Raw genomic sequence first — 22,668 nt, forward strand, 5'->3', positions numbered from 1 at the left:
GCGCGGTGGGTGTGCCTGCCGACTTCAGCGACAGAGCTCCATGATGGTGTCGTCGAAGTCGGGGAACTCCCGTGTGGCGAGCTCGATCACCGCAGCGGCTGACCGTCGCCGACCTGGTGCGAACTGTTCCGCGATGGCCGTCAGGTCCTGGTTGGGACGCGGGGCCCAGCTTGGCTCGTACTGCGTGGCTGCTTCCCGGGGACCAAAGCCGTGGGCCAGCAGCCACAGGAAGTCGCTCATGTCGCGCGCGATGACGCCGGTTTCCCCCTCGGATCCGAGAAAAACGACAGGCTGGTCGGCCAGTGCCCGAGCGGGGCGGATCAGCCAGAACGCCGCGTACCCGCCGGAGCCGTCCTGGCCGAATATCCGGAAGTCGTCTCCGCTGACCTCCCCGTTGCCGGTCCAGGCCCTGAACCAGTCGGTGGTCTCCTCAGCGGAGAGGAAGGCAGCGAAGGGCTCGAAATCGACTCCCTCACCGCCGTCGTAGTCGAAAGCAACCGCCATGGCGGCGGCGAGCGGAGCAGGGAACTGTCGATCATCAGTCTGCGTCATGCGCGCAGGTTAGCGACCCATCAGATTTCGGTGCAGGCGTTCAAGATCCAGTGTCACAGGGCAGCTGGCGAGGGTGGTTCGTGGGTGGCTCGAAGGTGGCTCGCCACTGGACCGCTACTGAGGTTTTCGGTTCGGGGTGATGGTGATCTCGCTGGTGCGTCTATCCCGGTGTCATGCGGTAGCGGCACGCCCGCTGGCGGGAGGGTGGCGTTCAGGCTCTGCGGTCCAAGGGGCCGGCGGGTCGGCCTTCGCGGTGCCGTTTGAGGAGCGACCCGATGTCTTCGGCCCGGGTTAACTCCATTGCTGAGGAGGGCATTTGGAAGATTCGCAGCCAGTCCTTGTGCATTTCGAATGAGGTTGTGTGTCAGGGGCGGCGTCATGCCCAGGTTCCCGTTGGGTGCCGTGTGCTTGACAGGGTCAACGCTGTTCTGGCCCACCCCCAGGGCGCGGTCACCGGGCTCCTGACGGACACGTACTCTGTATTTGCCCGACCGCCCCGATCTGTTCATACTCCCGTCGGCCGGTGAGGGTGGGCCACCGGGGGCCGGGCCTGACAATTCAGCCCGTGGCCGAAACCCCCATTCCCCTGCCGCCCGGGATAGTTCCGGCGGATGCCGCTGCCTGGCTCTCCTGCGACGCCGAGCGCTGGCGTGCGCTGCGGCCCGGGCGCTGGGCGCATCCCTTTCCAACGGTTCTGGCGTTGGTGCTCGGGAGCATGGCCGCCCTCTGGCTGGCCCCGGGGGATGCCTACTTCTGCGACGACAAAGGGCCGTGCACTCCCGACTGGCTCGGTACGGCCATGGCGGCGCTCGTCGCCGCCGTTGTCTACCGCGGCATCAGACTGCTGCCCCTGGCCACCGCCGCGGTGCTCCCTCTGGTGGCCGTCTGGGCGCTTCTCGACCCGGGCACTCCCACCGCAGCGGGCATCGCCTTGGCGGTCGCGGCCTGCTACGCCTGTCTCGGCTGTCTGCACAGGCTCGCCGCCGCACGCCGTCAGCGTCGGCTGGCATGGGAGATCGCCGGCCCCGGGCGGTATCCACTGCCCGAGGCGGCGATGACCCGCCCGGGCGACGGCGAGCAGCTCGGCTGCGGCATCGTGATGGTCGTCGCTGCCCTTCTCGCCTTCGTTCTCGGGCCGCTCGGCGTCACCCCGTTCATGGGCAGCAACGGCTGGCAGTGGGTGGCGTTCTTCGGCACCATCATCGGCTTTCTGAGCCTGGCGTACTACGTCAGAGACCGACGGCGTGCCGCCGCGCTGCACCGCGGGCCGGTGCCCGCGCTGCGTGTGCTCGTGCGTGAGGGGGGTGGGCACAACGACCGGCGTACGTACGTCTTCGCGGCCGACGACGTCGAAGGGAGCTGTCCGTTCCTCGGCTGCTACACCCGGCTCGCCGACGGCGAGTCCCGCAGTCCCGTGCACAACCGGCTGCGTGAGGCCGTGTTGTTCGGCCCTCCCCACCCCGGCGGCGGGCTCGTCCTCGTCTCGTCCGACGGACAGGAAGCGCCCCGCCTGTGCATCGAGTACGACGCCGCACCGGCGCGTCAGGAATACCCCGACGAGCCGCCCGAGCCACCGGGTCCCGGCGCGGCGCACGTGAGCTGGGGGCCGGGAATCGGGAGCAGACTGTGCGCCGTCCTCGGCCAGGGCATCCTGATCGCCTTCGTGGTCGGTGGCCCTGCCCTACACGGCGACATTCCGCTCGGGCTACGCGTGCAATTTGTGCTTTTCATCCTCGGCGGGACCCTCTTGATCGACACCCAGTTCAGCTGGCGCATCACGGCGGACAGCGCGGGCCTGTGGGCCGTCGGGATGCGGAGGGTCCGGCACATACCCTGGGACGAGCTCTCCCAAGTCTGGCTGAAGGACCGCGGATTCAGAATCGACCGGTCCGGCGACGGTGCCCGCGGCGCGGAGATCTACGGTGTCGTCGCCCCGGCCTGGCTCAACCGTCGTTTCCGCCGCAGACCGGAGGCGCTGCGGGCGGTCGACGGCATCCGCGCCCTGCAGGCCGATCCCGCTCTGCGGCCGACCGGGGAAAGCGCTCCCGAAGACAGGGGCAGGCCCGTGGGCCTTCCCCTGCTCGTCGTCAATACGGCGCTGGCGCTCGCGCTGCTGGTATTCGGCTGACCGCCGGTTGCCGGGCGGTCGTGGTAGCGGACTTGCGGGAGACCACCGGCGCGCGACCTGCGGTGGTGCCACGCCTTGTGGGAATAACTCGGAAGCGTCGAACCGTACTTGCTCCCGATGAGCAGCCCGCCGCCGCTGATGAGCTGGTGCGGCCAGCGCGTGACGCCGGCTACACGGCCTGCTCCGGGGGCGCCGCGCGGTAGGTGCGTGGGCGGTCGGTGACCTGTTCGGCGATGCCCTGCTTGGCGAGGGTGGCGAGGGCATTGGCGATAGCGCCGGAGGAGCGGTCGATCATGCGGCTGATCCTGGTGGCGGTGAAAGCTTCACCGGGGTGGGCGTTGAGGTGGTCGATGACGAGCTGGCGAAGGCCTCCGGGTGCGAGGCGCTTGTTGCCGCCGGGGAGGGCGGTGATGGGGGCTGGGCTGGTCGGTTGGGCGGGTTCGGTGCGCTGGGCGGGCAGGGGCGCGGCAGGGGCAGCATCTTCGGGCTCCGGGGCATTGGAGTGCTCTTCGGGCTCGTCCACAGTGGGCTCGTCCGGCTCCGGCTCCGGCTCCGTCTTCGGCTCAGAGGTGTCCGCCGCCGGTTCGCTGACGGGCGCGGTGTCGGGCGTGGGCTCGGCCGGGTCCGCTTCCGCGGGAACCTCGTCAAGCGTCGGGGCGGGGGCGGTGTGGGTGGCGCGCCAGAGGTCGGGGCGGCGGTTGGGGCCGTTCTGGATGCCGCGGTCGCGGTGGGCGAGGCCGCGCTTCTCGAGGGTGACGAGGGCTTTGAAGGTGCTGGAGCGGGCGGCTCCGGCGGCCTGGGCGATGTCGTCGACGGTGGCCGATTCGGTGAAGGCGACCAGTTGGGTGTAGACGGTGATGATGGCGGGGGACAGGCCCGCCAGCTGCTCGGCGATCGGCGTTTCGGACATGAAGGGGCCTCGTTCCTTGAAGGGGTGAAGAAGTGAGGTCCCCGGCCGGGGTGCGGTCTCGTGCGGGCCGCTGGTGTCGCCGGGCGCGTGCGCATCGCGGGGTGTTCCGGGCGGACATGGCCGACGGCGTGCGGTATCGCGGTGGTCTGTGATCCCGCTCGGCGGGTCGGCCACGACCATGGACGCTCGGACCCGGCCATGAAGTCAAGCGCCGTCAGCCGATCGGTGTCAGCCCAGGTCAGAGTGATTCATCGGGGGCGGGCGGTCGGTGTCGAGCGGCCGCCGAGTGGCGAGCCGCTCGTGGATCCGCGCCGCTCGGCGCGGGCCGACGCGCAGCTCTTGGCGGGGCCGCCAGACGCTGACCGGCGTGCCGATTGCGGTGCGCGCTTTGACCTCCTCGGGTAGCTAGCTGTTCTACCCACAGAGGTTGGTGACAGGGCGGGGTCCGGCGAGCGGCGACCACACCAAGGGCGACTCCGGGGTGCTCACTTCCCGCCCGGCACCCCGCTGCGGACTCGGAACGTGTTCCGGTACGCCTGGGGCGACACTCCGATCGCCGCGTGCAGGTGCTGGCGCAAGGACGTCGCCGTGGCGAAGCCGACTTCCGCCGCGATCCGGTCGACCGTGAGATCGCTGGTCTCCAGGAGGTGGCGGGCGCGCTGCACCCGCTGCTGTTTCAGCCAGCGGCCGGGGCTGGTGCCGGTCTCTTCCTGGAAGCGGCGGGTGAAGGTGCGCGGGCTCATCCGGGCGTGCGCGGCGAGCTCCCGCAGGGCGAGCGGCCGGTCGAGGTGTTCCAGGGCCCAGGCGCGGGTCGCGCCGGTGCCGCTGACGCCCTCCGGGGGCATGGGCTGGACGATGTACTGGGCCTGGCCGCCCTCGCGCCAGGGCGGCACGACGCACTGCCGGGCGACCTGGTTGGCGATGGCGCTGCCGTGGTCGGCGCGCACCAGGTGCAGGCACACGTCGATCCCGGACGCGACGCCTGCGGAGGTGAGCACGTCACCGTCGTCGACGAACAACACCTCGGGATCCAGGGCGACTTGGGGAAATAGTTGACGGAACTGGTCTGTGTGCGCCCAGTGTGTCGTGGCGGGCCGTCCGTCGAGGAGTCCGGCGGCGGCCAGGGTGAAGGCGCCGGTGCACAGGGAGACGACGCGGGTGCCAGGGCGGATCCGGGCGAGCGCGGCGCGCACCGGCTCCGGCAGGTCGATGGTGAAGCGGCGCAGGTCGTAGGGCGGCACGATGACCGTGTCAGCGCTCTCCAGCGACTCGGGTCCGTGTTGGAGGGTGAGGGTGATGTCGGTGTTGGTGGCGACGGTGCGGTCGTCCGTCGCCGCGCACGTCACCACCTCGTACGCTCCCTCGATCCCGGCGTAGTCGACCCCGGTGAGGACTCGGTCGGGGATGCCCAGCTCGAAGGGGTACACGCCGTCGAGGGCGAGCACGACGACCCGGTGCGGGGGCCGGTCGAGGGCGGTGCGGGACTCGATCGTGGCCATGGCTCGATTCTATCGCTCAATGACCATCTTGCCATTGGCCAGGTCAGAGCCTGTGCCGCACGCTGGATCCATGACCAAGAACACCATGCGGGCCATCAGCCAGGACACTCTCGGGGAGCCGGACGTCCTCCACGAGATCGAGGTCGAGCGCCCGGGGCCGGGCGCCGGCCAGATCCTCGTCGCCGTCCACGCCGCCGGCGTCAACCCCACCGACTGGCAGCACCGCAGGCATGGCTTCTTCCTGGGCGAGCCGCCGTTCACGCTGGGCTGGGACGTATCCGGTGTCGTCGAGGCGGTCGGTCTCGGGGTCTCGCTGTTCCAGCCGGGCGACGAGGTGTTCGGCATGCTGCCCTACCCGTACGGGGTGGGCGCGTACGCCGAGTACGTCACCGGGCCCGTACGCGCTTTCGTGCCCAAGCCCGCCAGGCTCGGGCACGTCGAGGCCGGGGCGCTGTCGCTGGCGGCGCTCACCGCCTGGCAGGCGCTGGTCGACACCGCCCGCGTGCAGCCCGGACAGCGGGTCCTGGTGCTCGGGGCGGCGGGTGGTGTGGGGCATCTCGCGGTGCAGATCGCCAAGGCGCGCGGCGCGTACGTCATCGGCACGGCCTCCACCGCCAAGTCCGACTTCGTGCGCGGCTTGGGCGCGGACGAAGTCATCGACTACCGCACCACGGACGTCGTGAAGGAAGCCCACGACATCGACCTGGTCCTCGACCTGGTCGGGGGTGACGACCGGCTGCGCTCCCTTGAGACGCTCAGGCCGGGCGGCATCCTGGTTTCGACCCTGCCCGCCGACTTCGGCGAAGTGACCGAGCGCGCCACCGAGTTGGGGGTGCGTGCCGCGGCCGTGTTCGTCGAGCACGACCAGGCGGGCATGGCCGGCATCGCTGCTCTCGCCGAGTCCGGCCGGCTGCGCCCGCACGTCTTCGCCACGTACCCGCTCGCCGAGGCCGCCAAGGCACACGCGGAGGGCGAGACGGGCCGCGCCACGGGCAAGCTTGTCCTCACCGTCCGCCCATAACCCGGGCCGGGACGGAAACTCGCTGAACAGCAGCACTTCCGGACCTCACCATGTGACGGAACCAGCACCACGGCCGGGTGCACGGGACATGACCCGTGCACCCGGCCATCGTCATCTTCAGAGTCAGATAGACCCGCATGGTCCACCGCAACGCACCCCTGACCGAGACCGGCCGCCTGCGCCTGGCCCAGTGCGTGGTCGAGGATCAATGGCCACTGCGCCGTGCAGCTGAACGCTTCCAGGTCTCTCCCACCACAGCCAAGCAGTGGGCAGACCGCTACCGCGAGCAGGGCCCCGCGCCGGCATGACGGATCGCTCCAGCCGCCCGTACCTCAGCCCGCGGCGCACACCGACCCGCACCGAGCGGCGCATCATCAAAGTCCGCGTCCTGCGCCGCTGGGGCCCAGCCCGCATCGCCTACCTGCTCGGTCTCAATCCGGCCACCGTGCACCGAGTACTCAGCCGATACCGCATCGCCCGGCTGTCGCACCTGGACCGGGCCACGGGACGCGTCATCCGATGCTACGAGCACGCCGCACCAGGCGACCTGGTACACGTTGACATCAAGAAGCTCGGCAACATCCCCAACGGTGGCGGCCACCAGGTCCTGGGCCGTCAAGCCGGCCGCAAGAACCGTATCGGCGGGGGCTACAGCTACCTGCACAACGTCGTCATTCCCGCCTGGCCTACAGCGAGATCCTCACCGACGAGAAGAAGGAGACCGCCTCCGAGTTCTGGACCCGGGCGCAGCACTTCTTCAGCCAGGCCGGGATCACCGTCCAGCGCGTCCTGACCGACAACGGCTCCTGCTACCGCTCGCGCACCTGGGCCAACACATTGGCCGCCGCAGGGATCACCCACAAACGCACCCGCCCCTACCGCCCACAGACCAACGGGAAGGTCGAACGCTTCAACCGCACTCTCCTCGACGAATGGGCCTACGCCAAGCCCTACCTCAGCGAGCAGGAACGCCGCGACGCGTTCCCCGTGTGGCTGCACCACTACAACCACCACCGGAGACATACCGCTCTGATGGGTCTGCCACCCGCCAGCCGCGTCCCCAACCTCTCGGGTCAGTACAGCTAGCGCAGTGCGAACGCGCACACGGCGAGCAGGGCCATTACCGCGACCCGCGCCAGGAACCCGAACAGTACCGCGAGTTCAAGCGCGATCATCCCGATGGCCAGTAGCAGCAGATGCAACTGCACGGCGCACCAGCCGCGTGGCGTGCTGCGGCGACTGCCGACACCCGCCTGTGCTCGGCGAGCGTCGTCGCCGTGGCGAAGCACGCGACTATGCCGACGCGGAAAGCCAGCGGCCACACACAGCCGGAGCACCGGCCCGAACACCGACGGAACGTCGCGAGCACGGTGGAACACGTCTAACCGGGGAGCGCGACGCGATAGGGGAGAAGGCCTGGCGGTGTGGGGCGAGCAGACCCTGGGCCCGGCGCCAACCTCCTTCGGAGGACTAACGGACTTAGATCTCGGGTGTCAGCACGAGACAGTCGTGCTCACCCCACACCGCTCGGAAGACCCGGTCCGAGCCCGGCACGTGCACCGGACCCGGAGCCGGAGAGGCGGCTGATGCGCGAGCGCTTCAACCGTCGTCACCGTGTATGGAGAGACAAGCGCCGCGCTTTGACGTGCGGCCAGGGAAAGTCCCCCGAACGGCCCTGCCTGCCGCTCCTGGAGCGGGTGCCTCAGATAGGCCGTCAGGTGCCGCTCCGCAGCGCTCCGGTGCCAGTACAGCTGCCGCCAACCCAGCCCGCACTCGCCCGCCAGAACGGTCATGTGCTCGCCGTTCAGACGGGTGCGGGCGATGAGCCGCGCGTCCTCCACGGCCACCACGCCTGCCTGCAGAACCTGCGCCAGCACGTGAACTCGTCCACAGCTCGCCCACTTCCTCGACGGGCACCGAGCTCCGGTGCCCGAGCTACTCCGCCGCCAGCTCGCTCTCCCGCAGGCAGCTCTGCTGCGCGGCGTACACCAGGCGGTGCACGGCCCGGTCAGCGGCCCGGAACAGTTGCCGGCCCAGCTGTTCACCGTCGAGGTCGACGGTGCTCAGTGCGGTGGTGACGCCGGTGAGGCCTCCTGCTCGACCTCGGCCCGTTCCAGGTGAGCGGGACAGGCCCAGCCGGGCGAGCATCCGGCGCAGGACGGGGACGGCCATGGCCACCCGCGACCACGTCTCACGGCGCTCCCAGCGTCCGGGCGCGCTGGAGCACCTCGCGCCAGGTCTGCTCGCGGAGCTCCGGCCAGGTGGAGGGGCGGGCCAGCTGGGTTCGGATCAGGTCCACCGGCCAGGCGGCCCGGTCCGTCTCGTCGCATACGAGGTGGGCGGACATTGTGAGTGGCTCCACCCCCTGGGCGGGGAGAGGAACGCCTGCTCCAGCTCCATGAGCGGGGAGGGGACGGTGCTCGGCCGGTGGGCGGCGGCGGGACGGCGAACTGCGTGGCGGTGCTGCATGACGGCACTCCCGTGACGTTTCGGACAACTTCCGCCGCCACGTCTCCCAAGCGCCCGAACCACCCGCAGACCACCGAAGCAGCACGCCCGGACAAACGGACCGGCCTGTACGAGAACCGGGCCACGGACCACGTCCGGTGGCCTGCCTTAGAAATCCTAACAGAATGCTGCAACTTACCTTGGAATGTATGTGTCTGATGGGGTGTTAGCCTGCACATGAGAAAGGGTGAGCAGCTGCCGTGGATCGTGTCCGATGAGCTGTGGGCGCGGATCGAGCCGTTGTTGCCGGTCGTGCCGCGTCGCACGGATCACCCGGGGCGCAAGCGTCTGGACGACCGGAAGGTGCTGTCGGGCATCCTGTTCGTGCTCTACACCGGCATTCCGTGGGAGTTCCTGCCCCAGGAACTGGGCTTCGGCTCCGGTATGACCTGTTGGCGGCGCCTGCGCGACTGGAACGACGCGGGTGTGTGGCAGCGTCTGCATGAATCGCTACTGGCCGAGCTGCACGCCGCCGGCGCGCTGGACTGGTCCCGGGCGGTGATCGACGGCTCCCACGTGCGGGCCATGAAAGGCGGCCCAAAACCGGACCGAGCCCGGTCGACCGTGCCCGAACAGGCTCCAAGCACCATCTGATCACCGAAGCGCACGGCATCCCGCTGGCAGTATCGCTGACCGGCGGCAACCGCAACGACGTCACCCAACTCATCCCGCTGATCGAGGCCATTCCGCCAGTACGCGGCCGACGCGGACGGCCTCGCCGACGGCCGAAGGCGCTCTACGCCGACCGGGGCTACGACCACGACAAGTACCGCAAGCAGGTCCGGGCGGTCGGGATCACCCCCGTCATCGCCCGCCGCGGCACCGAACACGGCTCCGGGCTGGGCGTCCACCGGTGGGTCGTCGAGCAGAGCTTTGCACTCCTGCACTGGTTCCGCCGGTTACGCATCCGCTGGGAAATACGCGACGACATCCACGAAGCCTTCCTCAGCCTGGCCTGCAGCATCATCTGCTGGCGGCGACTGAGGAACCTCCCACTTTGTTAGGAGTTCTTACTGCCTCGGGTGAGGCACTGAGAATCGAACTAAGAAAACTTCGGGAGACCGAGTCTCGCCTCCTGCGCGGGGCCGGAGGGGTGGTCCAGGGCTGGCTCGTCAGTGGACTGGCATTGGTTCTTATGTGCCGTGAGCTGCTCAAACGCCGCTGCGGGCCAGGCCTTTCACCGATCCTTCGGTCTCCTCGTGCCGCCCGGAACGGTGTCTTCGAACGCGCTCCGCGCCATGGCAATCTCGGGCTCGCGGATCCCTATGACCTCATGTCAGCACGAGCACAAACGCCTGGTATTCGGTGCCGCACCTGCCATGACCCAGTCCACCGCTCCCCGCAAGACGCCCGGCCACGGCAGCCCGCTGCCGACCACGATCTGGTTCCCGGACGCCGACGAGCCCAACACCGCCCCGATCCCGGGCTGCGTCCTCCCGGCCTGGGCCATCGACAAGGTCCGCACCGACTTCGTCGGGCTCCCCGAGCACCTGCCCGTGCGGCTGCTGAAGATCGCGATCCGCGACATGGAGCCGGGCGTCGACGCCCGCATTCCCGCCACCGCCTTCACCATGCACCCGGCGGACGAGGACGCCCCCAAGCGCATGCGGATCCTCTTGGCCGAACTCCACCCGGGCGCGCTCCCCGCCCCCGGCGAACCTATGACGCCCGCCGGTGACATGCCCGGTGCCATGGAGGATGGCTGGCCCGGCTTCTTCCACCGCGCCCACCGACTCCTCCCCGACAACGGCTACCTGCTCCTGGCCACCCGGCAACGCAGGGACTCCGGCCGCCTCACCGACCTGCTCGGAGCCCTCATCGCGGCCGCCCGCACCGCTGGCTTCCGCTACCTGCAGCACATCGTCGTCGCCTACGCCCACCCGGACGGCGACCAGATCACGCCCGCGCCGCCCTCGGATGCCTCCCAGGGCGTCACCCACTGCGACCTGATCGCCCTCGGCGTCATCCGCCACGCGTAGCCCAACCCCCCAGGAGGAGAAGAGCCCGTGACCTCTCCCGTCTCGATCTGGAACACCGCCCCCACATCCGCGCCCAAGCAGCGCAAGGACAACTACGTGCCGGGATCGGCCGCCACCCGGCCAAGATGCTGCCCCGGATCGCCGCCCACGCGATCTCCACCTACACCCGCCCTGGCGACCTCGTCCTCGACCCGATGTGCGGCATCGGCACCACCCTCGTCGAAGCCGTCCGCCTCGGCCGCCAGGCCATCGGCACCGAGTACGAGCCCCGCTGGGCCACCCTCGCCAGCGCCAACGTCCGCCATGTCATCATCACCACAGGAGGTGGCCGAGGCGAGGTTGTCTGCGGCGACGCCCGCCGCCTGACCACCCTCATCGGCGAGGAGTACCACGGCCGGGTCGCCCTCGTCGTCACCTCACCGCCCTACGGCAACTCCGTCCACGGCCAGGTACGTTCCACCAAGGAGACCGGCAACCCCGGCGTGCTGAAGAAGGACCACCGCTACAGCCACGACCCGTCCAACCTCGCCCACGTCTCCACCGACCAACTCCTGGAAGCCTTCACCGACATCCTCACCCAGTGCCGCAAGGTCCTCCGCCCGGGTGGCACGGTGGTCGTCACCACCCGCCCATGGCGCGAACACGGCGAACTCATCGACCTGCCCTCTGCCGTCTTGGGAGCCGGCAAGGCCGCCGGACTCACCCCCACGGAACGCTGCGTCGCCCTCCTCGCCGGAATCCGCGACAGCAGACTCATCACCCGCCCATCCTTCTTCCAGATGAAGAACGTCCGCGACGCCCGCCGCGACGGCATCCCCCTCTCCGTCATTCAGCACGAAGACGTACTGGTCTTCACCCGGCCCGTCATGTGCCCACCTTTTGCCCGGTGACTGGCAACGGTTCGCCGGCCAAGGCCCGCGGCGCGACACGGGCCGATGGTTCGCGGAGCGTCACGCAGCCCCTGCGCTCACATGAAATCGCGCCCAGCAGCCACGGATGTTGCTGAACCTGGGTGCGGGCGCAGAGAGGGGCCGGAGCGCGAACGCGTCCCGGCCCCGGGGGATTACTTCGCGCGGCGGTTTCGCTGCCTCGGGGTGCGAAGGTCCCCGACGCGCTGACGGGGCAAACCGGTGATGCGCGGGATAACGCGGTCGTCGTCGCCGGCCAGATAGTCGTCGGCCCGGAGCAGATCGTCGCCGTGTCCCGGTGGTCGTGCATGATCGCTGTCCCTTCGAGCGGGCGTTGATGGGGGAGCGATCGGGAAGGGGTGCCGTTCCCCATGTCCGATCGATAACAACGATACAGCGATTCGTGACGTTCGGCCGATGGCGCGCCGTACGGTAGGGAATGTCCAATGCCCTTGTGCTGCAAGCCTGGTCGGAATGTGGCCTCGCTGCCAGCGCCGGGTCTGTTGGCGGATCTCAGCCCGTGTTCGCGAGACGTGCACGCGCTGCCGCGAGAATCCGGGCCCCGGTCGACCGGCTCACCCCGAACTGAGCGGCAATCTGCGCGGACGTCGGCGGCTTCGCACCCTCCCCGACCGCCCGGGCGAACACCTCGGCCGTCTCCACGATGCGCGGGTCCGGCGGGGCGCTCTCGTCGCGGCCCGCGCGCCCCCGGTTCGGCCGCTGCGGGCTGCTCTTCGGCCGCCCTGCACCCGTCCGCTCCGGATGCTCCCGCTGATCACCCTGCTCGAGACGCGCCAGGACCACCCGACGGGGCCACCTACGGCCGTGCAACTCCACACCGCGAGGCAGATAGCCGGTCACGGCATAACTGCGCACCGTCGACGCATCGACCCAGAGGAGCGCCCCGGCCTCCCTATCCGTCAACAGATCGTCGGGATGCTCGACGCCGACGGTCGGCAGGGGAGGGATCGGTCGTCCTCCGACGTAAGCGGTCACCTGCTCGGCGTCGTAGAGGCGAATGCGCCCCTCGTCGGCGTTGACCCGGGTCACCTGCTCCTCGAACCCGTCGCGCACCTTGCGCCGCCAAGAATGCAGAGGTACGCCCATGGCCTCGGCAACCTCCGCCTCCGAACGCACCTCACGGCCCTGAGGGATCATCGAGACTTACACTCCTGCTCGGCGTTGAAAAGGCGCAGTAGCTGGGCCTCCCACCGTAAACTTCCGTGCGTCATCGAGGCCCGCTCTCGGGCAGGTGTCGATGGGGGAGGGGCCGGCGGATGCCGTCGCTGCCGTCGACGGTGCGAACCGTCGGCCCCGAATATCGGCGGACGCTCTGTCGGTGATGACAGAAGGATCTGCGCAGCCACCCTTCTCGGCCGCCGCGTACCACCGAGCCAGTAGGGCTCCTCCACGGAGCCGACCGCCAACACGATCCCCTTCCTCTTTGGCGGACTCCCTGTTGACCACCCTGACAGACGAACAGACCGAAGCAGCCGACGCCTTCCGCGCAGGCCACCACCTCGTCCTGCAAGCAGGCGCCGGCACCGAAAAGACCAGCACGCTGCGCCTGCTTGCCGCCGGCACCACACACCGCGGCCGCTATCTCGCCTACAACAAGGACATCGCCCGCCCACCGCGCCCTGTCCCACACCGTGCTGCGCACCGTGACCCGTTTCTGCTACTCCGCCGACCGCACCCTCGCCCGCCACCACGTACCGCGCCTGCGCGGCCTGGGGACACCGGCCGAACAAGCCCAACTGGCAGCCGCAGCCCGAAGTACACCACCCACGGCCTGCGGCACTTCTTCGCCTCCACCGCCCTCGCCCACAACATCCCCCTCCACGAAGTCTCCCGCTGGCTCGGCCACCGCTCCATCAAGACCACCGTCGACGTGTACGGTCACATCGTCCCCGCCTCCTGGGACCGCTGCCGCACGATCATGCAGAACGCCCTGCGCCCCTGACGGCCCAGCCGCATGACCCCCGGCGGTTCACGAGGGCGTCGACGGCCTCGTGAACCGACCGTTTCTCGGTGACCTTCGAGTAGAACGGCAAGCAGATTTACCGGCTGGAGCCTGTCCGAGGCGACGATTCAGCCTCGGGCGGATGACGGGCCAGGCTGATGAGCCTGGCCCGCACCTGGCCGGGCCGGGCCCAGGCCTATGGACGGTGCTGCTTGCGGAAGCCTGCACGCGGACAGGCGACATCCGCTACCGTCCAGGCCGAAGCGCTGGGAGGGGTGGGCTATGAAGGCATGGGTGGTACGCGCTGGGCGGGGTGGTGAGCGGGCGGCGATGGCGCTGGCCGAGGGGCTCGCGATCGTCGGGTGGGGCGAGCTCGGGGACTTGAGCGGGCTGGGTTCTCGAGAACAGATACGCGCCGCAGTCGCTGACGCCTACCCGGACTCCAGCCCTCAAGTCATCGGCAACTGGACTGGCCAGCTGTGGCGTTTCATCAACGAGATGGCTGCAGGTGATGTGATCGTCACGCCCACCGGCGGACGCCGGATTGCCGTTGGCTATCTCGACGGCCCCTACCGCTACCGTCCTGAAGCCGACCCCGAAATGCGCCACGTCCGCAGCGTCAAGTGGACGCAGCGTGACCTGGACAGACACACGGTTCAGCCAGACCTGCGCGACAGCATCGGGTCACTGCTCACCGTGTTCGAACTGCGCCGCAACGAAGCGGCAGCGCGCCTACACGTCCTGGCTGACCAGGCAATCGACCCCGGACCCTCCCACGCCCATCCTGAAACCGCGCGCCTCGCTACGCCTGAACGCCTGCAGGAACTCGTCCAGACCGCCATGGTGGCCGAGGACACGGTCTCACTGACGATCAGGGAACTCATCGGAATCTGGGGGCACGTGCACCGCTGGCCGTCAGTGATCGACGATGTCCAGGCCGGGCTGGACGTCCTCGGATTGGCGACGAACCCTTCGTTCGCAGACATCAGCAACAACATCAACAGCACCGTGGCGATCGTGCCGGTCGGCGTCGCACCGGATTCCGGGGTCCACGTGCCCACGGCGCAGGAGCTGCCCCAACAGGCCGACCCGGACGAACACCCCGTCACGGTGCGCATCGGGCAGATGCCCACCGCTGACCTTGGGACGCAACTCGTGTCGGTGTCGCCGGGCGACGATGTAAGCCGGGCGATGACCACAATGGCGCTCAACAACTTCTCCCAGATGCCCGTCCTCGCCGACGACGGACGCCTTCTCGGCGCGGTGAGCTGGGAGAGCATCGGTCTGGCCAACCTGGCCGGTCCCACGTCTCTGACTCTTGACGCGGTGACCGTGAGACCGCGCGAGGCGGACGCCGACGACGAACTCCTGGAGTGGATCCCCGAGATCTACCGAAGAGGTTACGTATTTGTTCGTGGCGATCAAGGGACCACGACCGGCATCGTCACCGCGGCCGACCTCACCATGCAACTCGGCAGCCAACTACGCCCGTTCATCCTCATCGCTGAAATCGAGCGCCGCCTGCGACGCATCGTCGACCAGGCTTTGGCCGACGGCGCCATCAGCCTGCTGCAGATACACGCTGTCCTGCGCGGGAACCGGCGCGCGCGAGTGAACAGCGCCCGCGACCTGACCCTGGGCGAATACCGCTGGATCTTCGAGGACGACGCCGTGTGGAGGGCGCTGGGCTGGGGCGTCGATGCCGAACTGTTCGCCGACCGGCTGCTCATCGCCTCTACCTTCCGCAACAACCTCATGCACCTCAACCCCGACCTGGATGCCGAGGCGGAGAGCGAGCTCCTGCCGCTCACCGGCCTCCTTACCATGCTCCGTTTCCTGGACTACGGTGCCTGACGTCCGGGGAATGGCAAGTTAATGCTTCTGTCGCACTTTCGGCTCAGTCCCGACCTGGGAGCGGGGCAGCGGTGGCGCGGGTAGCGGGGGTGTGCGAGATGACCGCTCGTCGCCTGTGTCTGCCGGCGTGTGGGGCTCGTAAAGTCATCGCTGCAGGTGAGCAGCGGTGTACATGGTTGTCGGTGGTGGCTGAGACGCTGTCCCGATGGTCGTGTCGCTGTTGTACCGCGCTGCTCGCACGCTGCTGTCCCTACCGCTGTCCTGCTGCGCCGAGACACCGCCAGGGACGCCGAGTTGTTGGTGCTGAGGCATGAGAACTCAGTCCTGCGCCGTCAGCTCAAGGTCCCGGTCCGCTACAAGTGGGCCGACCGGTTCTGGCTCTCCGCGCTGTCCTCGCTAATACCGCGCCGCCGCTGGGCCGACGTCTTCCCCGTCACACCCGGCACCCTGCTGACCTGGCACCGCAAGCTGATCGCCAAGAAGTGGGACAACTCCGCCCGCCGCAGCCGCAAGGGCCGACCCCCGACCGCGGCCGCGCTCAGAAAGCTGGTGCTGCGCTTGGCCGGCGAAAATCCCCGGTGGGGACACCGCAGGATCCAGGGCGAGCTGGCCCGGCTGGGGTATCCGATCGCACCGTCCACGGTCTGGAAGATCCTGAACGCCGCGGGCGTCGACCCGGCGCCGCGTCGTACCGGCCCGACTTTGCGTGAGTTGCTCACCGTCCAAGCCGAGGGCATCATCGCGGCAGATTTCTTCCACATCGACACCGCGCCGGGTAGGCGGTTGTACGCGCTGGCGTTCCCCGAGCACGGTACCCGGCGCCTGCGCATCGCCGGGGTCACCGCCCATCCGACGCGGGATTGGACGGTGCAGCAGGCGAGGAATCTCGCCGTCGACATGGGCATACGCATGGAGTCCCTGCGCTTTTTGCTGCGTGATCGTGATGGCAAGTACGGCGAGGCGTTCGACGGCGTCTTCCAGGCCGAGGACATGGAGATTTTCAAGAGCGCGCCGCGAGCTCCTTGGATGAACGCCCACTGCGAACGGATCATCGGCAGCATGCGGCGTGAGGTCCTCGACCACGTCCTCGTCGCGAACGAGGCCCATGCTCGAAAGGTCCTTGCCGCCTACGAGCGGCACCGTAACGAGCACCGACCCCACCAGGCCCGGCACCAGCTACCACCCGAGGCTCACGAACAGCCGGCCACCGGGCATGACCTCGACACCCGCAAGGTGCTACGCACCCGGATCCTCGGTGGCCTGATCAACGAGTACCGATATACGGCGTGACGTGCGGCGACGACATTTCGAGCGGCACAGGGTCCAAGTTGCTCGGTGAACGGGCGCTCGTGGCTGTCCCTGGGCGGCGTCAGTGCCGTGTTGTGCGCTGTGTCCTGGAGCTTGTCGCCGTTGATGGGCATGGGGAAGGTCAGGTGCGGCGGGTGTAGGTGTGTGGGTCCGCGGGCTGTTTGGACTTGGGAAGCCCGCTGACCACGAGGCGGTAGGAGTCGGTCACGAGTTCCTTCACGAGTTTCTCGTCGATGGTGTCTCCGCCTTCCACTGTGATCCAGTGTCTCTTGTTCATGTGGTAGCCGGGGGTGATGTCTGTGTACTGCTCGCGCAGGGCTGTGGCGTCGTCGGGATCGGCTTTCAGGATCACGACGGGGCGTCCCGGCATGTCGGTCATGAGCATGAAGACCTTGCCGTGCACCTTGTGGAGGTCCCAGTTGGGGTCGAGACGATGCTCCTGGTCGGTGCCGGGCAGTTCCGCGGTGCAGTCGCGCGCGATCTTCTGCAGTTCCTGTCCGTCCAAGGTGATCAACTCCTCTGTCGGTCCGCGTACTTGGTGTGTGTGGCGGTTCGGGTGCTTGCGCCGGTCGGTGGTCGATGACCATTGGCGTGGATCAGGCCTATGACCTGCCGGTCGGACTGTGGTCGTCCGCTTCCTACGGGCGTATGCGGATGATTGTCTTCCCGTTGCGTCGCGTGGTCGGGTTGAGGGCGCCGATGGCATCGTCGAGGCTTGCGACGTCACCGATGTTTGTCCGCAGCCGTCCGTCGCGCACCCGCTGCACGATCTCGCCCAGTTCGGCGCGATCGGCTTCGACGACGAAGTCCACCGCCAGGCCGTCAGTGGGCCGCGCTTCGACCGGGCCGACGATGGACACGAGTGTTCCTCCGGCCTTGATCAGGGCGGCGGACTGCTTTTGAATGTCGCCGCCGATGACATCGAAGACCAGGTCGACGTCCCCGACGTCTTTGAGCGTGTCGTTCTCGAGGTCGACGAACTCGTGGGCGCCGAAGTCGAGTGCCTTCTCGCGGTCGGCGGTGCGTCCGGTGCTGATGACGTAAGCGCCGGCTTCACGTGCGAGCTGGGTCACCATCGTCCCGACTGCGCCGGCTGCGCCGTGGGCGAGGACGGTCTGGCCGGCCTGAAGGCGGCCGTGCTGGAACAGTCCCTGCCATGCGGTCAGGCCTGAGATGGGCAGGGACGCGCCTACCGTGAAGTCGATGTCGCCGGGCAGCGGTGCGAGGTTGCGTGCTTCGATCGCCACGTACTGGGCGAGGGTACCGTCGCGGTGCCAGTCGGCGAGGCCGAACACCCGCTGCCCGAGTGACAGGCCCGTCGTGCCGTAGCCGAGGGCGGTGACCACTCCGGCCAGCTCGTGGCCGGGGATCGACGGTGTCTTGTCACGGCCGGCGCGATCGGCCCAGGTCGATGGCCACTCCATCTCGGTCGGGACGAAGCCCGATGCATGAATCTGAACGATGACGTCGTTGATCGCTGCGAGTGGCTCAGGCCGCTCCGTCAGCGTCATTCCGGCCGTTCCCGCGGCCTGGTCGGTGACCACAATGGCTTTCATTGAGATTGTCCCCTTCCTCGTATGTGTGGTGGGTTTTGGTTTCCGGATGGGTTTTTAAATGAAGGTGAACAGCTGGTCGGCGTCGAAGCGCGAGATCGGGGTGGTGTACACCTTCTCCGGGTCGGGGTAGCCGAGGGCCAGCAGCACCGTCGTGCTGTGTCCGCTCTCGCGGATCTTGAACGCCTTGTCGACACTGGTCGGGTCGAACCCCTCCAGCGGCGTGGCCTCGACGCCGAGCTCGGCGGCCGCCATCATGGTCAGGCCCACCGCCATGTAGGTCTGCTTCTCCATCCAGTGGTTCAGGTCCTTGTAGCCGTAGGTGCGCAGGTTGAGGAAGTCCCGGGTCATTGATTCCCACAGCTCCTGCTTTGGCAGGTCGGGGAACCGGCCGTCGGCCCTCTCCTTCGTGAACACCGCCTCGAGGTGGCTGTCAGGCAGATCTGCCCGGGTGGTGAGGATGATGGTGTGCGACGCGTTCAGGATCTTCTCGGCGTTGTCCTGGAATCGTTCGCCCAGGTTGTTGGCGAGCTGCTCTTTGCCTTCGGGCGTGGCGAGGACGTAGAAGTGGTTGGGCTGTACGTTCACCGATGACGGCGTGGAGCGCAGGAACCTCAGCAACTGCTGCAGGGTTTCCTCCGGAATGGTCTTGCTGGGGTCGAAATACCTGGTGAGGTGCTTGTTCATGAGCTTGTCGAGGTTCATGTCAATCTGCCTTTCTTCTTGCGATGAGCGGGCGAGGAGCGGTGGTTCACAGGGGTTGGGCTAGTTCGTGCCGCGGGCAAGTAGGTCGCTGATGCGCGCGAAGCCGATTCCTGTCGTCGCCGAGGCGAGGTCGCCCGCGACGAGCGCCTTCGTGGCTTGTTCGAGTGCGCCCATCGCGTGGGTGTAGAGCGATGGGCCCACGCTGATGCGCTTGACCCCGGCCTTCTGCAGTTCGGCGACGGTCAGCACCTTGTCCGACGGTGACACGAGGACGTTGACCGGTGTCGGCGCGACCGCGGTGACGATCGCGACGAGTGCGTCGAGATCGGGTGGGTATGGGGCGTAGAGCACATCGGCGCCGGCGTCGGCGAAGGCCGTCAGGCGCCGGATGGTGTCGTCGAGATCGGGCCGCCCCTGGATGAAGTTGTCGGTGCGGCCGGTGACGACGATGCGCCCTTTGCCCGCGTCGACGGCGCTACGTATGCGATTGACTGCCTCGTCGAAGCCGCGGATGGGTTGATCGGGATTGCCCGAGGTGTCCTCGACCCCGATACCGGCCAGGCCAGACTCCACGGCGGCCTCAACGGTCGCGGCGACGTCTTCAGGCGTGTCGCCGTAACCGTCCTCGAAGTCTCCGTTGACGGGCAGCCCGGTGAGTCGGCCGAGCAGCCGCGCATGCTCGAGGTGCTCTTCGCGGGTGACTTCGTGCCGCCCGTCGAGGCGGCCGAGCGTGGTGGCGAGCGCCGCCGACGATGTTGCGATCGCCTCGAAGCCGGCATCGGCCAGCATCAGCGCCGAGAGGCCGTCCCAGGCGTTCGGCATGACGAGGCCAGCGTCGCGGGTGTGCAGCGCCATGAATTTCTCATAGAGTTCGGAGCCCGGCATGTCGAGCCTTTCCTGAATGATCGTTGACTCGGTGAGGGGTTTGCCGGCTGGGTGCGCGGACCGCGTCGAGGGTTCCGGCGATCAACCGGTGGGTGGGGTGTTGTTGGCGGCGGCGTGGAGCTTCTTAAAGCCGACCCAGCCCCAACAGACGAGATGACGCGCGATGAGTCCGTCGACGATGTCCATGGACTCGACGAGGTGGGTCTGTTCGCCCGTCGGTGTCTGGCGCGGGTACTCCCAGATCAACTGATGCCCGTCGGTGAGGTAGGTCCCGGTACGCCACCCAGTTCTCGAAGGCACGGATCGACTCGCGGCCCTAGACCACGCCGGAGCCCATGTCTCCCGACGAAAGCACGGCGGGCGGTGTTTCGATGACGCCGTCTGACGCGTAGAGGTCGGCGATCTTGTCCGCGTCCTGGGTCAGCACGGCTTCGTGCCAGGCGCGGAACACACGCTCGATCGCGCTCTCGCTCGCCGCGTCGGGCGCCGTCGGCTCCGGGTGCGGGTTCACTGGGCCACGGCCGTATCGACCGCGCCGACGGCGGGGATGTCGAGGTCGGTCTGGTTGACGTTGTTGATGAAGTTGGTGAGCAGGAATTGCACTGCCACCGCGACGATCGCCAGGATCTGCGGGTCGGTGTACCCGGCGCCTCGCACACCCGCGAGCTCGGCGTCGCTGACTCGCCCGCGGCTGTCGACCACCCGTTGCGCGAAGCGAGCGGCCGCGGCGCGCTTGGGATCGACCGAGCTCCCGACGCGGCCGAGCTCGATGTCGTCGCCTGACATGCCGCCGAATTCGGTCGCGACGTAGGTGTGAATCGCCAGGCAGTAACTGCAGCCGTTGGCTTGCGACACGGCCAGCGCGATGCTGTGCCGGGTCTTCGCGTCCAGAACCCGGCTCAAGGTGCCTTGCAGAGTCGTGACGCCCTCGAGAACGGTCGGGTTCGACGCGATGGCCTTGAACATGTTCGGGACGAAGCCGAGCTGCGCGCCAACGTTGTCGAGTATCCGCTGTGCGCCGGCGGGGACATCCTCTAGAGGGGGAACGTTCAGTCGTGACACAGCGAATCGACCTCCGGTGGGGGTGTGAGTAGTCGTCGTCGAGCCTAAGTCGGGCTCTTAGTGCTTCAGAGCTCCGCCGCAGGCCTTACCTGCGCTGGCCGCAACTTGGCCGGGGGGCCTTGACCCGTTCTCCCGTCTTCTGGACGGTCCGTTCCCAGCCTGTGGTGACGACCGCGCCGGCGGATCCCAGGTCCAGACACGTGACGTAGGGGTTCGGGAGACGTGCGGTGCTCTCGTGCGCTTGATTCATCGTCATGCCCGCAACGCTACGGTCTCAGTGGTGCGGGAGTATGGTCCAATTACATGAGAGATTCCCGGACCAATTCCGCGGCCGATCCGCCCCCCACGTTCGGTGCCGACCTCCATCTGGAGCTGCGCGGGCCCGGGCTGCGCGCAGGGCTCACGGACGCCTTGCGGGAGGCCGTGCGCACGGGGCGTCTGGCGCCCGGCAGCCGGCTGCCGGCCTCCCGCTCACTTGCCGCGGATCTCGGCGTCTCCCGCAACACCGTGGTCGAGTCCTACGCCGAGCTGGTCGCCGAAGGCTGGCTCACCGCCCAGCAGGGCTCCGGGACCCGGGTGGCCACGCGGGTCGAGCCGCACAGGGCCGCGCCCGACGCTCGCCGCACGAGGCCGGACGAGCACCTTCCCAGGTACGGCCTGCTGACGGGTGCACCGGACCTCGCGAACTTTCCGCGCACGCAGTGGCTCACCGCGGCCCGCCGGGCTCTGACCGCCGCGCCGCACAGCGCCTTCGGCTACGGCGACGCCCGCGGCCGCATGGAGCTGCGCACAGCACTCGCGGACTACCTGACGCGGGCCCGCGGGGTATATGCCGAGCCGGAGCGGATCGTCATCTGTTCCGGTTTCCACCACGGCCTGGCGCTGATGGCGCAGGCGCTCAGGGCGCGGCGGGTGCGGGCGGTGGCCGTCGAGGCCTACGGTCTCGATCTGTATCGCGACCTGCTGGCGAACGCCGGTCTGCACACCCCGCCCCTCTACGTCGATGAACATGGCGCACGCATCGACGACCTTGCGCGACTGCGCGGAGTGGGCGCGGTGCTGCTGACCCCGGCGCACCAGTACCCGACGGGGGTCGCGCTCAGCCCGGAGCGGCGCACGGCGGCCGTCGACTGGGCACGTGCCACCGGCGGCCTGATCCTGGAGGACGACTACGACGGGGAGTTCCGGTACGACCGCCAGCCGGTGGGTGCCCTGCAGGGCCTCGATCCGCAGAGGGTGGTGTACTTCGGTTCCGCAAGCAAGTCCCTGGCGCCGGGGGTACGGCTCGGATGGATGGTGCTGCCGGAGGAACTCATCCCGGAGATCGTGGCGGCCAAAGGGCACGGCGACTACATGACGAGCGCCCTGGAGCAGCTGATGCTCGCGGAATTCATCGCCTCGGGCGCGTACGACCGTCATGTGCGCTCGATGCGGCTGCGCTACCGGCGCCGCCGTGATCAGCTGGTCGCGGTCCTGCGCCAGAGGGCTCCCGGCATTCGTGTGGCCGGCATGGCGGCAGGACTGCAGACGGTCCTCGACCTCCCTCGTGGAACCGAGAGTTCGGTGGTCCAGGCCGCGGCCCGGCAAGGTCTGGCGATCAGGGGGTTGACGCAGTTCCGCTACGAAGTGGCGGACTGTGGGTGGCAGTTGCCCGAACGGGACGCCCTGGTGGTCAACTACGCGGCGCCCTCGGACAGCGCGTGGGCGGGCGCACTGGACGCACTGTGCAGGGTGATGCCCTAGATGATCTAGTCCAAGGGGTCAGTGATCGTAGGCGATCAGTGAGCGTAGGACGGTTTGTCCGGTGGCGTCGTTGTGCCAGATCGCGGCGGT

General features: G+C 68.5%; 23 protein-coding genes and 2 pseudogenes. 11 read left to right on the plus strand and 14 right to left on the minus strand.

Translation table 11 applies throughout. The features are described from left to right. Positions 1 to 24 precede the first annotated feature (24 nt). On the minus strand, positions 25 to 552 hold the full coding sequence (locus ACFYXB_RS32230; protein WP_389588327.1) for an SMI1/KNR4 family protein: 528 nt from the start codon (positions 550 to 552) through the stop codon (positions 25 to 27). 565 nt (positions 553 to 1,117) lie between these two features. Here ACFYXB_RS32230 and ACFYXB_RS32235 point away from each other — a divergent pair. Continuing rightward, positions 1,118 to 2,680, plus strand: a complete 1,563-nt coding sequence (locus tag ACFYXB_RS32235) for a hypothetical protein (protein ID WP_389588329.1) — start codon at positions 1,118 to 1,120, stop codon at positions 2,678 to 2,680. Positions 2,681 to 2,849: 169 nt separating this feature from the next. Here the strand turns inward: ACFYXB_RS32235 and ACFYXB_RS32240 are convergent, their stop codons facing one another. Then, positions 2,850 to 3,590 carry a helix-turn-helix domain-containing protein gene (locus tag ACFYXB_RS32240; RefSeq protein WP_389588331.1) on the minus strand — a complete coding sequence of 247 codons (741 nt, stop codon included), beginning with the start codon at positions 3,588 to 3,590 and terminating at the stop codon, positions 2,850 to 2,852. Between the two features lie 485 nt (positions 3,591 to 4,075). Beyond that, entirely contained in the window at positions 4,076 to 5,089 is a 1,014-nt protein-coding gene (locus tag ACFYXB_RS32245) for a GlxA family transcriptional regulator (RefSeq protein ID WP_389588333.1), read from the minus strand. Between the two features lie 70 nt (positions 5,090 to 5,159). Between ACFYXB_RS32245 and ACFYXB_RS32250 the strand changes: the two genes are divergently transcribed. Together ACFYXB_RS32250 and ACFYXB_RS32255 are read left to right on the plus strand one after the other, a co-directional pair. Beyond that, positions 5,160 to 6,110: an NADP-dependent oxidoreductase gene (locus ACFYXB_RS32250; RefSeq protein WP_389588335.1), complete on the plus strand. Its 951-nt coding sequence runs from the start codon at positions 5,160 to 5,162 to the stop codon at positions 6,108 to 6,110. 137 nt (positions 6,111 to 6,247) lie between these two features. Further along, positions 6,248 to 7,196 (plus strand): annotated as a pseudogene (locus ACFYXB_RS32255) (IS481 family transposase). Here the strand turns inward: ACFYXB_RS32255 and ACFYXB_RS32260 are convergent. The 3 genes from ACFYXB_RS32260 to ACFYXB_RS32270 form a co-directional block, all read right to left on the minus strand. Continuing rightward, positions 7,193 to 7,318, minus strand: a complete 126-nt coding sequence (locus ACFYXB_RS32260) for a hypothetical protein (protein ID WP_389588337.1) — start codon at positions 7,316 to 7,318, stop codon at positions 7,193 to 7,195. The pseudogene ACFYXB_RS32255 and the gene ACFYXB_RS32260 sit on opposite strands and share 4 nt — an antisense overlap. Positions 7,319 to 8,045: 727 nt before the next feature. Then, on the minus strand, positions 8,046 to 8,282 hold the full coding sequence (locus ACFYXB_RS32265; protein WP_389588339.1) for a hypothetical protein: 237 nt from the start codon (positions 8,280 to 8,282) through the stop codon (positions 8,046 to 8,048). 19 nt (positions 8,283 to 8,301) lie between these two features. Beyond that, complete coding sequence (locus ACFYXB_RS32270; protein WP_389588340.1) at positions 8,302 to 8,457, minus strand: hypothetical protein; 156 nt, start codon at positions 8,455 to 8,457, stop codon at positions 8,302 to 8,304. A gap of 338 nt (positions 8,458 to 8,795) precedes the next feature. Here ACFYXB_RS32270 and ACFYXB_RS32275 point away from each other — a divergent pair. The 3 genes from ACFYXB_RS32275 to ACFYXB_RS32285 all read left to right on the plus strand — a co-directional run bounded on the left by ACFYXB_RS32275 (position 8,796) and on the right by ACFYXB_RS32285 (position 11,487). Next, a protein-coding gene (locus ACFYXB_RS32275) for an IS5 family transposase (protein ID WP_389588342.1) occupies positions 8,796 to 9,622 on the plus strand; the annotation gives its coding sequence in 2 pieces (ribosomal slippage) (positions 8,796 to 9,156 and positions 9,156 to 9,622; 828 coding nt in all). Between the two features lie 315 nt (positions 9,623 to 9,937). Then, positions 9,938 to 10,597: a hypothetical protein gene (locus tag ACFYXB_RS32280; RefSeq protein ID WP_389588344.1), complete on the plus strand. Its 660-nt coding sequence runs from the start codon at positions 9,938 to 9,940 to the stop codon at positions 10,595 to 10,597. 125 nt (positions 10,598 to 10,722) lie between these two features. Further along, positions 10,723 to 11,487 (plus strand): TRM11 family SAM-dependent methyltransferase, encoded by a 765-nt coding sequence (locus ACFYXB_RS32285; RefSeq protein ID WP_389588346.1) that lies wholly within the window; start codon positions 10,723 to 10,725, stop codon positions 11,485 to 11,487. 531 nt (positions 11,488 to 12,018) lie between these two features. On the opposite strand, the gene ACFYXB_RS32290 is transcribed toward ACFYXB_RS32285, so the two are convergent. Continuing rightward, positions 12,019 to 12,663: a DNA-binding protein gene (locus ACFYXB_RS32290; protein ID WP_389588348.1), complete on the minus strand. Its 645-nt coding sequence runs from the start codon at positions 12,661 to 12,663 to the stop codon at positions 12,019 to 12,021. 301 nt (positions 12,664 to 12,964) lie between these two features. Here ACFYXB_RS32290 and ACFYXB_RS32295 point away from each other — a divergent pair. From ACFYXB_RS32295 to ACFYXB_RS32310, 4 genes and pseudogenes are all read left to right on the plus strand, one after another. Continuing rightward, positions 12,965 to 13,271 (plus strand): annotated as a pseudogene (locus tag ACFYXB_RS32295) (DNA helicase); the annotation flags it as partial. 65 nt (positions 13,272 to 13,336) lie between these two features. After that, positions 13,337 to 13,468: a hypothetical protein gene (locus ACFYXB_RS32300; protein ID WP_389588371.1), complete on the plus strand. Its 132-nt coding sequence runs from the start codon at positions 13,337 to 13,339 to the stop codon at positions 13,466 to 13,468. A gap of 330 nt (positions 13,469 to 13,798) precedes the next feature. Next, entirely contained in the window at positions 13,799 to 15,322 is a 1,524-nt protein-coding gene (locus ACFYXB_RS32305; RefSeq protein ID WP_389588350.1) for a CBS domain-containing protein, read from the plus strand. A gap of 300 nt (positions 15,323 to 15,622) precedes the next feature. Continuing rightward, the gene (locus tag ACFYXB_RS32310; protein ID WP_389588373.1) at positions 15,623 to 16,612 is read left to right on the plus strand and encodes an integrase core domain-containing protein; all 990 of its coding nucleotides are present in this window, start codon (positions 15,623 to 15,625) and stop codon (positions 16,610 to 16,612) included. A gap of 139 nt (positions 16,613 to 16,751) precedes the next feature. Here the strand turns inward: ACFYXB_RS32310 and ACFYXB_RS32315 are convergent, their stop codons facing one another. The 7 genes from ACFYXB_RS32315 to ACFYXB_RS32345 form a co-directional block, all read right to left on the minus strand. Continuing rightward, the gene (locus tag ACFYXB_RS32315; protein WP_389588352.1) at positions 16,752 to 17,135 is read right to left on the minus strand and encodes an MmcQ/YjbR family DNA-binding protein; all 384 of its coding nucleotides are present in this window, start codon (positions 17,133 to 17,135) and stop codon (positions 16,752 to 16,754) included. Positions 17,136 to 17,268: 133 nt separating this feature from the next. Next, the gene (locus tag ACFYXB_RS32320) at positions 17,269 to 18,186 is read right to left on the minus strand and encodes an NADP-dependent oxidoreductase (RefSeq protein WP_389588354.1); all 918 of its coding nucleotides are present in this window, start codon (positions 18,184 to 18,186) and stop codon (positions 17,269 to 17,271) included. A gap of 54 nt (positions 18,187 to 18,240) precedes the next feature. Further along, positions 18,241 to 18,888 carry a nitroreductase family protein gene (locus tag ACFYXB_RS32325; RefSeq protein WP_389588357.1) on the minus strand — a complete coding sequence of 216 codons (648 nt, stop codon included), beginning with the start codon at positions 18,886 to 18,888 and terminating at the stop codon, positions 18,241 to 18,243. Positions 18,889 to 18,948: 60 nt separating this feature from the next. Further along, positions 18,949 to 19,773 (minus strand): isocitrate lyase/phosphoenolpyruvate mutase family protein, encoded by an 825-nt coding sequence (locus tag ACFYXB_RS32330; RefSeq protein ID WP_389588359.1) that lies wholly within the window; start codon positions 19,771 to 19,773, stop codon positions 18,949 to 18,951. An 81-nt stretch (positions 19,774 to 19,854) separates the two neighbouring features. Continuing rightward, a complete protein-coding gene (locus tag ACFYXB_RS32335) occupies positions 19,855 to 20,073 on the minus strand; it encodes a hypothetical protein (RefSeq protein ID WP_389588361.1) in 219 nt (72 codons plus the stop codon). A gap of 16 nt (positions 20,074 to 20,089) precedes the next feature. After that, positions 20,090 to 20,284 (minus strand): hypothetical protein, encoded by a 195-nt coding sequence (locus tag ACFYXB_RS32340; protein WP_389588363.1) that lies wholly within the window; start codon positions 20,282 to 20,284, stop codon positions 20,090 to 20,092. Beyond that, a complete protein-coding gene (locus ACFYXB_RS32345; RefSeq protein ID WP_389588365.1) occupies positions 20,281 to 20,835 on the minus strand; it encodes a carboxymuconolactone decarboxylase family protein in 555 nt (184 codons plus the stop codon). Before ACFYXB_RS32345 ends, ACFYXB_RS32340 begins: the two co-directional genes overlap by 4 nt. Before the next feature lie 303 nt (positions 20,836 to 21,138). Here ACFYXB_RS32345 and ACFYXB_RS32350 point away from each other — a divergent pair, with 303 nt between their 5' ends. Then, positions 21,139 to 22,578 carry a PLP-dependent aminotransferase family protein gene (locus ACFYXB_RS32350; protein ID WP_389588367.1) on the plus strand — a complete coding sequence of 480 codons (1,440 nt, stop codon included), beginning with the start codon at positions 21,139 to 21,141 and terminating at the stop codon, positions 22,576 to 22,578. The last annotated feature ends 90 nt before the right edge of the window (positions 22,579 to 22,668 follow it).

The sequence above is a fragment of the Streptomyces sp. NPDC002619 genome (genome assembly GCF_042889305.1).
GTDB lineage: Bacteria > Actinomycetota > Actinomycetes > Streptomycetales > Streptomycetaceae > Streptomyces.

What these genes read in the sequence shown, in the direction of transcription:
- ACFYXB_RS32250 (WP_389588335.1), top strand. Translation starts at nt 5,160, where the DNA reads ATGACCAAGAACACCATGCGGGCCATCAGCCAGGACACTCTCGGGGAG.
- ACFYXB_RS32285 (WP_389588346.1), top strand. Translation starts at nt 10,723, where the DNA reads ATGCTGCCCCGGATCGCCGCCCACGCGATCTCCACCTACACCCGCCCT.
- ACFYXB_RS32325 (WP_389588357.1), bottom strand. Translation starts at nt 18,888, where the DNA reads ATGAACCTCGACAAGCTCATGAACAAGCACCTCACCAGGTATTTCGAC.
- ACFYXB_RS32280 (WP_389588344.1), top strand. Translation starts at nt 9,938, where the DNA reads ATGACCCAGTCCACCGCTCCCCGCAAGACGCCCGGCCACGGCAGCCCG.
- ACFYXB_RS32245 (WP_389588333.1), bottom strand. Translation starts at nt 5,089, where the DNA reads ATGGCCACGATCGAGTCCCGCACCGCCCTCGACCGGCCCCCGCACCGG.
- ACFYXB_RS32305 (WP_389588350.1), top strand. Translation starts at nt 13,799, where the DNA reads ATGGCGCTGGCCGAGGGGCTCGCGATCGTCGGGTGGGGCGAGCTCGGG.
- ACFYXB_RS32265 (WP_389588339.1), bottom strand. Translation starts at nt 8,282, where the DNA reads ATGGCCGTCCCCGTCCTGCGCCGGATGCTCGCCCGGCTGGGCCTGTCC.
- ACFYXB_RS32350 (WP_389588367.1), top strand. Translation starts at nt 21,139, where the DNA reads ATGAGAGATTCCCGGACCAATTCCGCGGCCGATCCGCCCCCCACGTTC.
- ACFYXB_RS32270 (WP_389588340.1), bottom strand. Translation starts at nt 8,457, where the DNA reads ATGTCCGCCCACCTCGTATGCGACGAGACGGACCGGGCCGCCTGGCCG.
- ACFYXB_RS32330 (WP_389588359.1), bottom strand. Translation starts at nt 19,773, where the DNA reads ATGCCGGGCTCCGAACTCTATGAGAAATTCATGGCGCTGCACACCCGC.
- ACFYXB_RS32230 (WP_389588327.1), bottom strand. Translation starts at nt 552, where the DNA reads ATGACGCAGACTGATGATCGACAGTTCCCTGCTCCGCTCGCCGCCGCC.
- ACFYXB_RS32320 (WP_389588354.1), bottom strand. Translation starts at nt 18,186, where the DNA reads ATGAAAGCCATTGTGGTCACCGACCAGGCCGCGGGAACGGCCGGAATG.
- ACFYXB_RS32290 (WP_389588348.1), bottom strand. Translation starts at nt 12,663, where the DNA reads ATGATCCCTCAGGGCCGTGAGGTGCGTTCGGAGGCGGAGGTTGCCGAG.
- ACFYXB_RS32240 (WP_389588331.1), bottom strand. Translation starts at nt 3,590, where the DNA reads ATGTCCGAAACGCCGATCGCCGAGCAGCTGGCGGGCCTGTCCCCCGCC.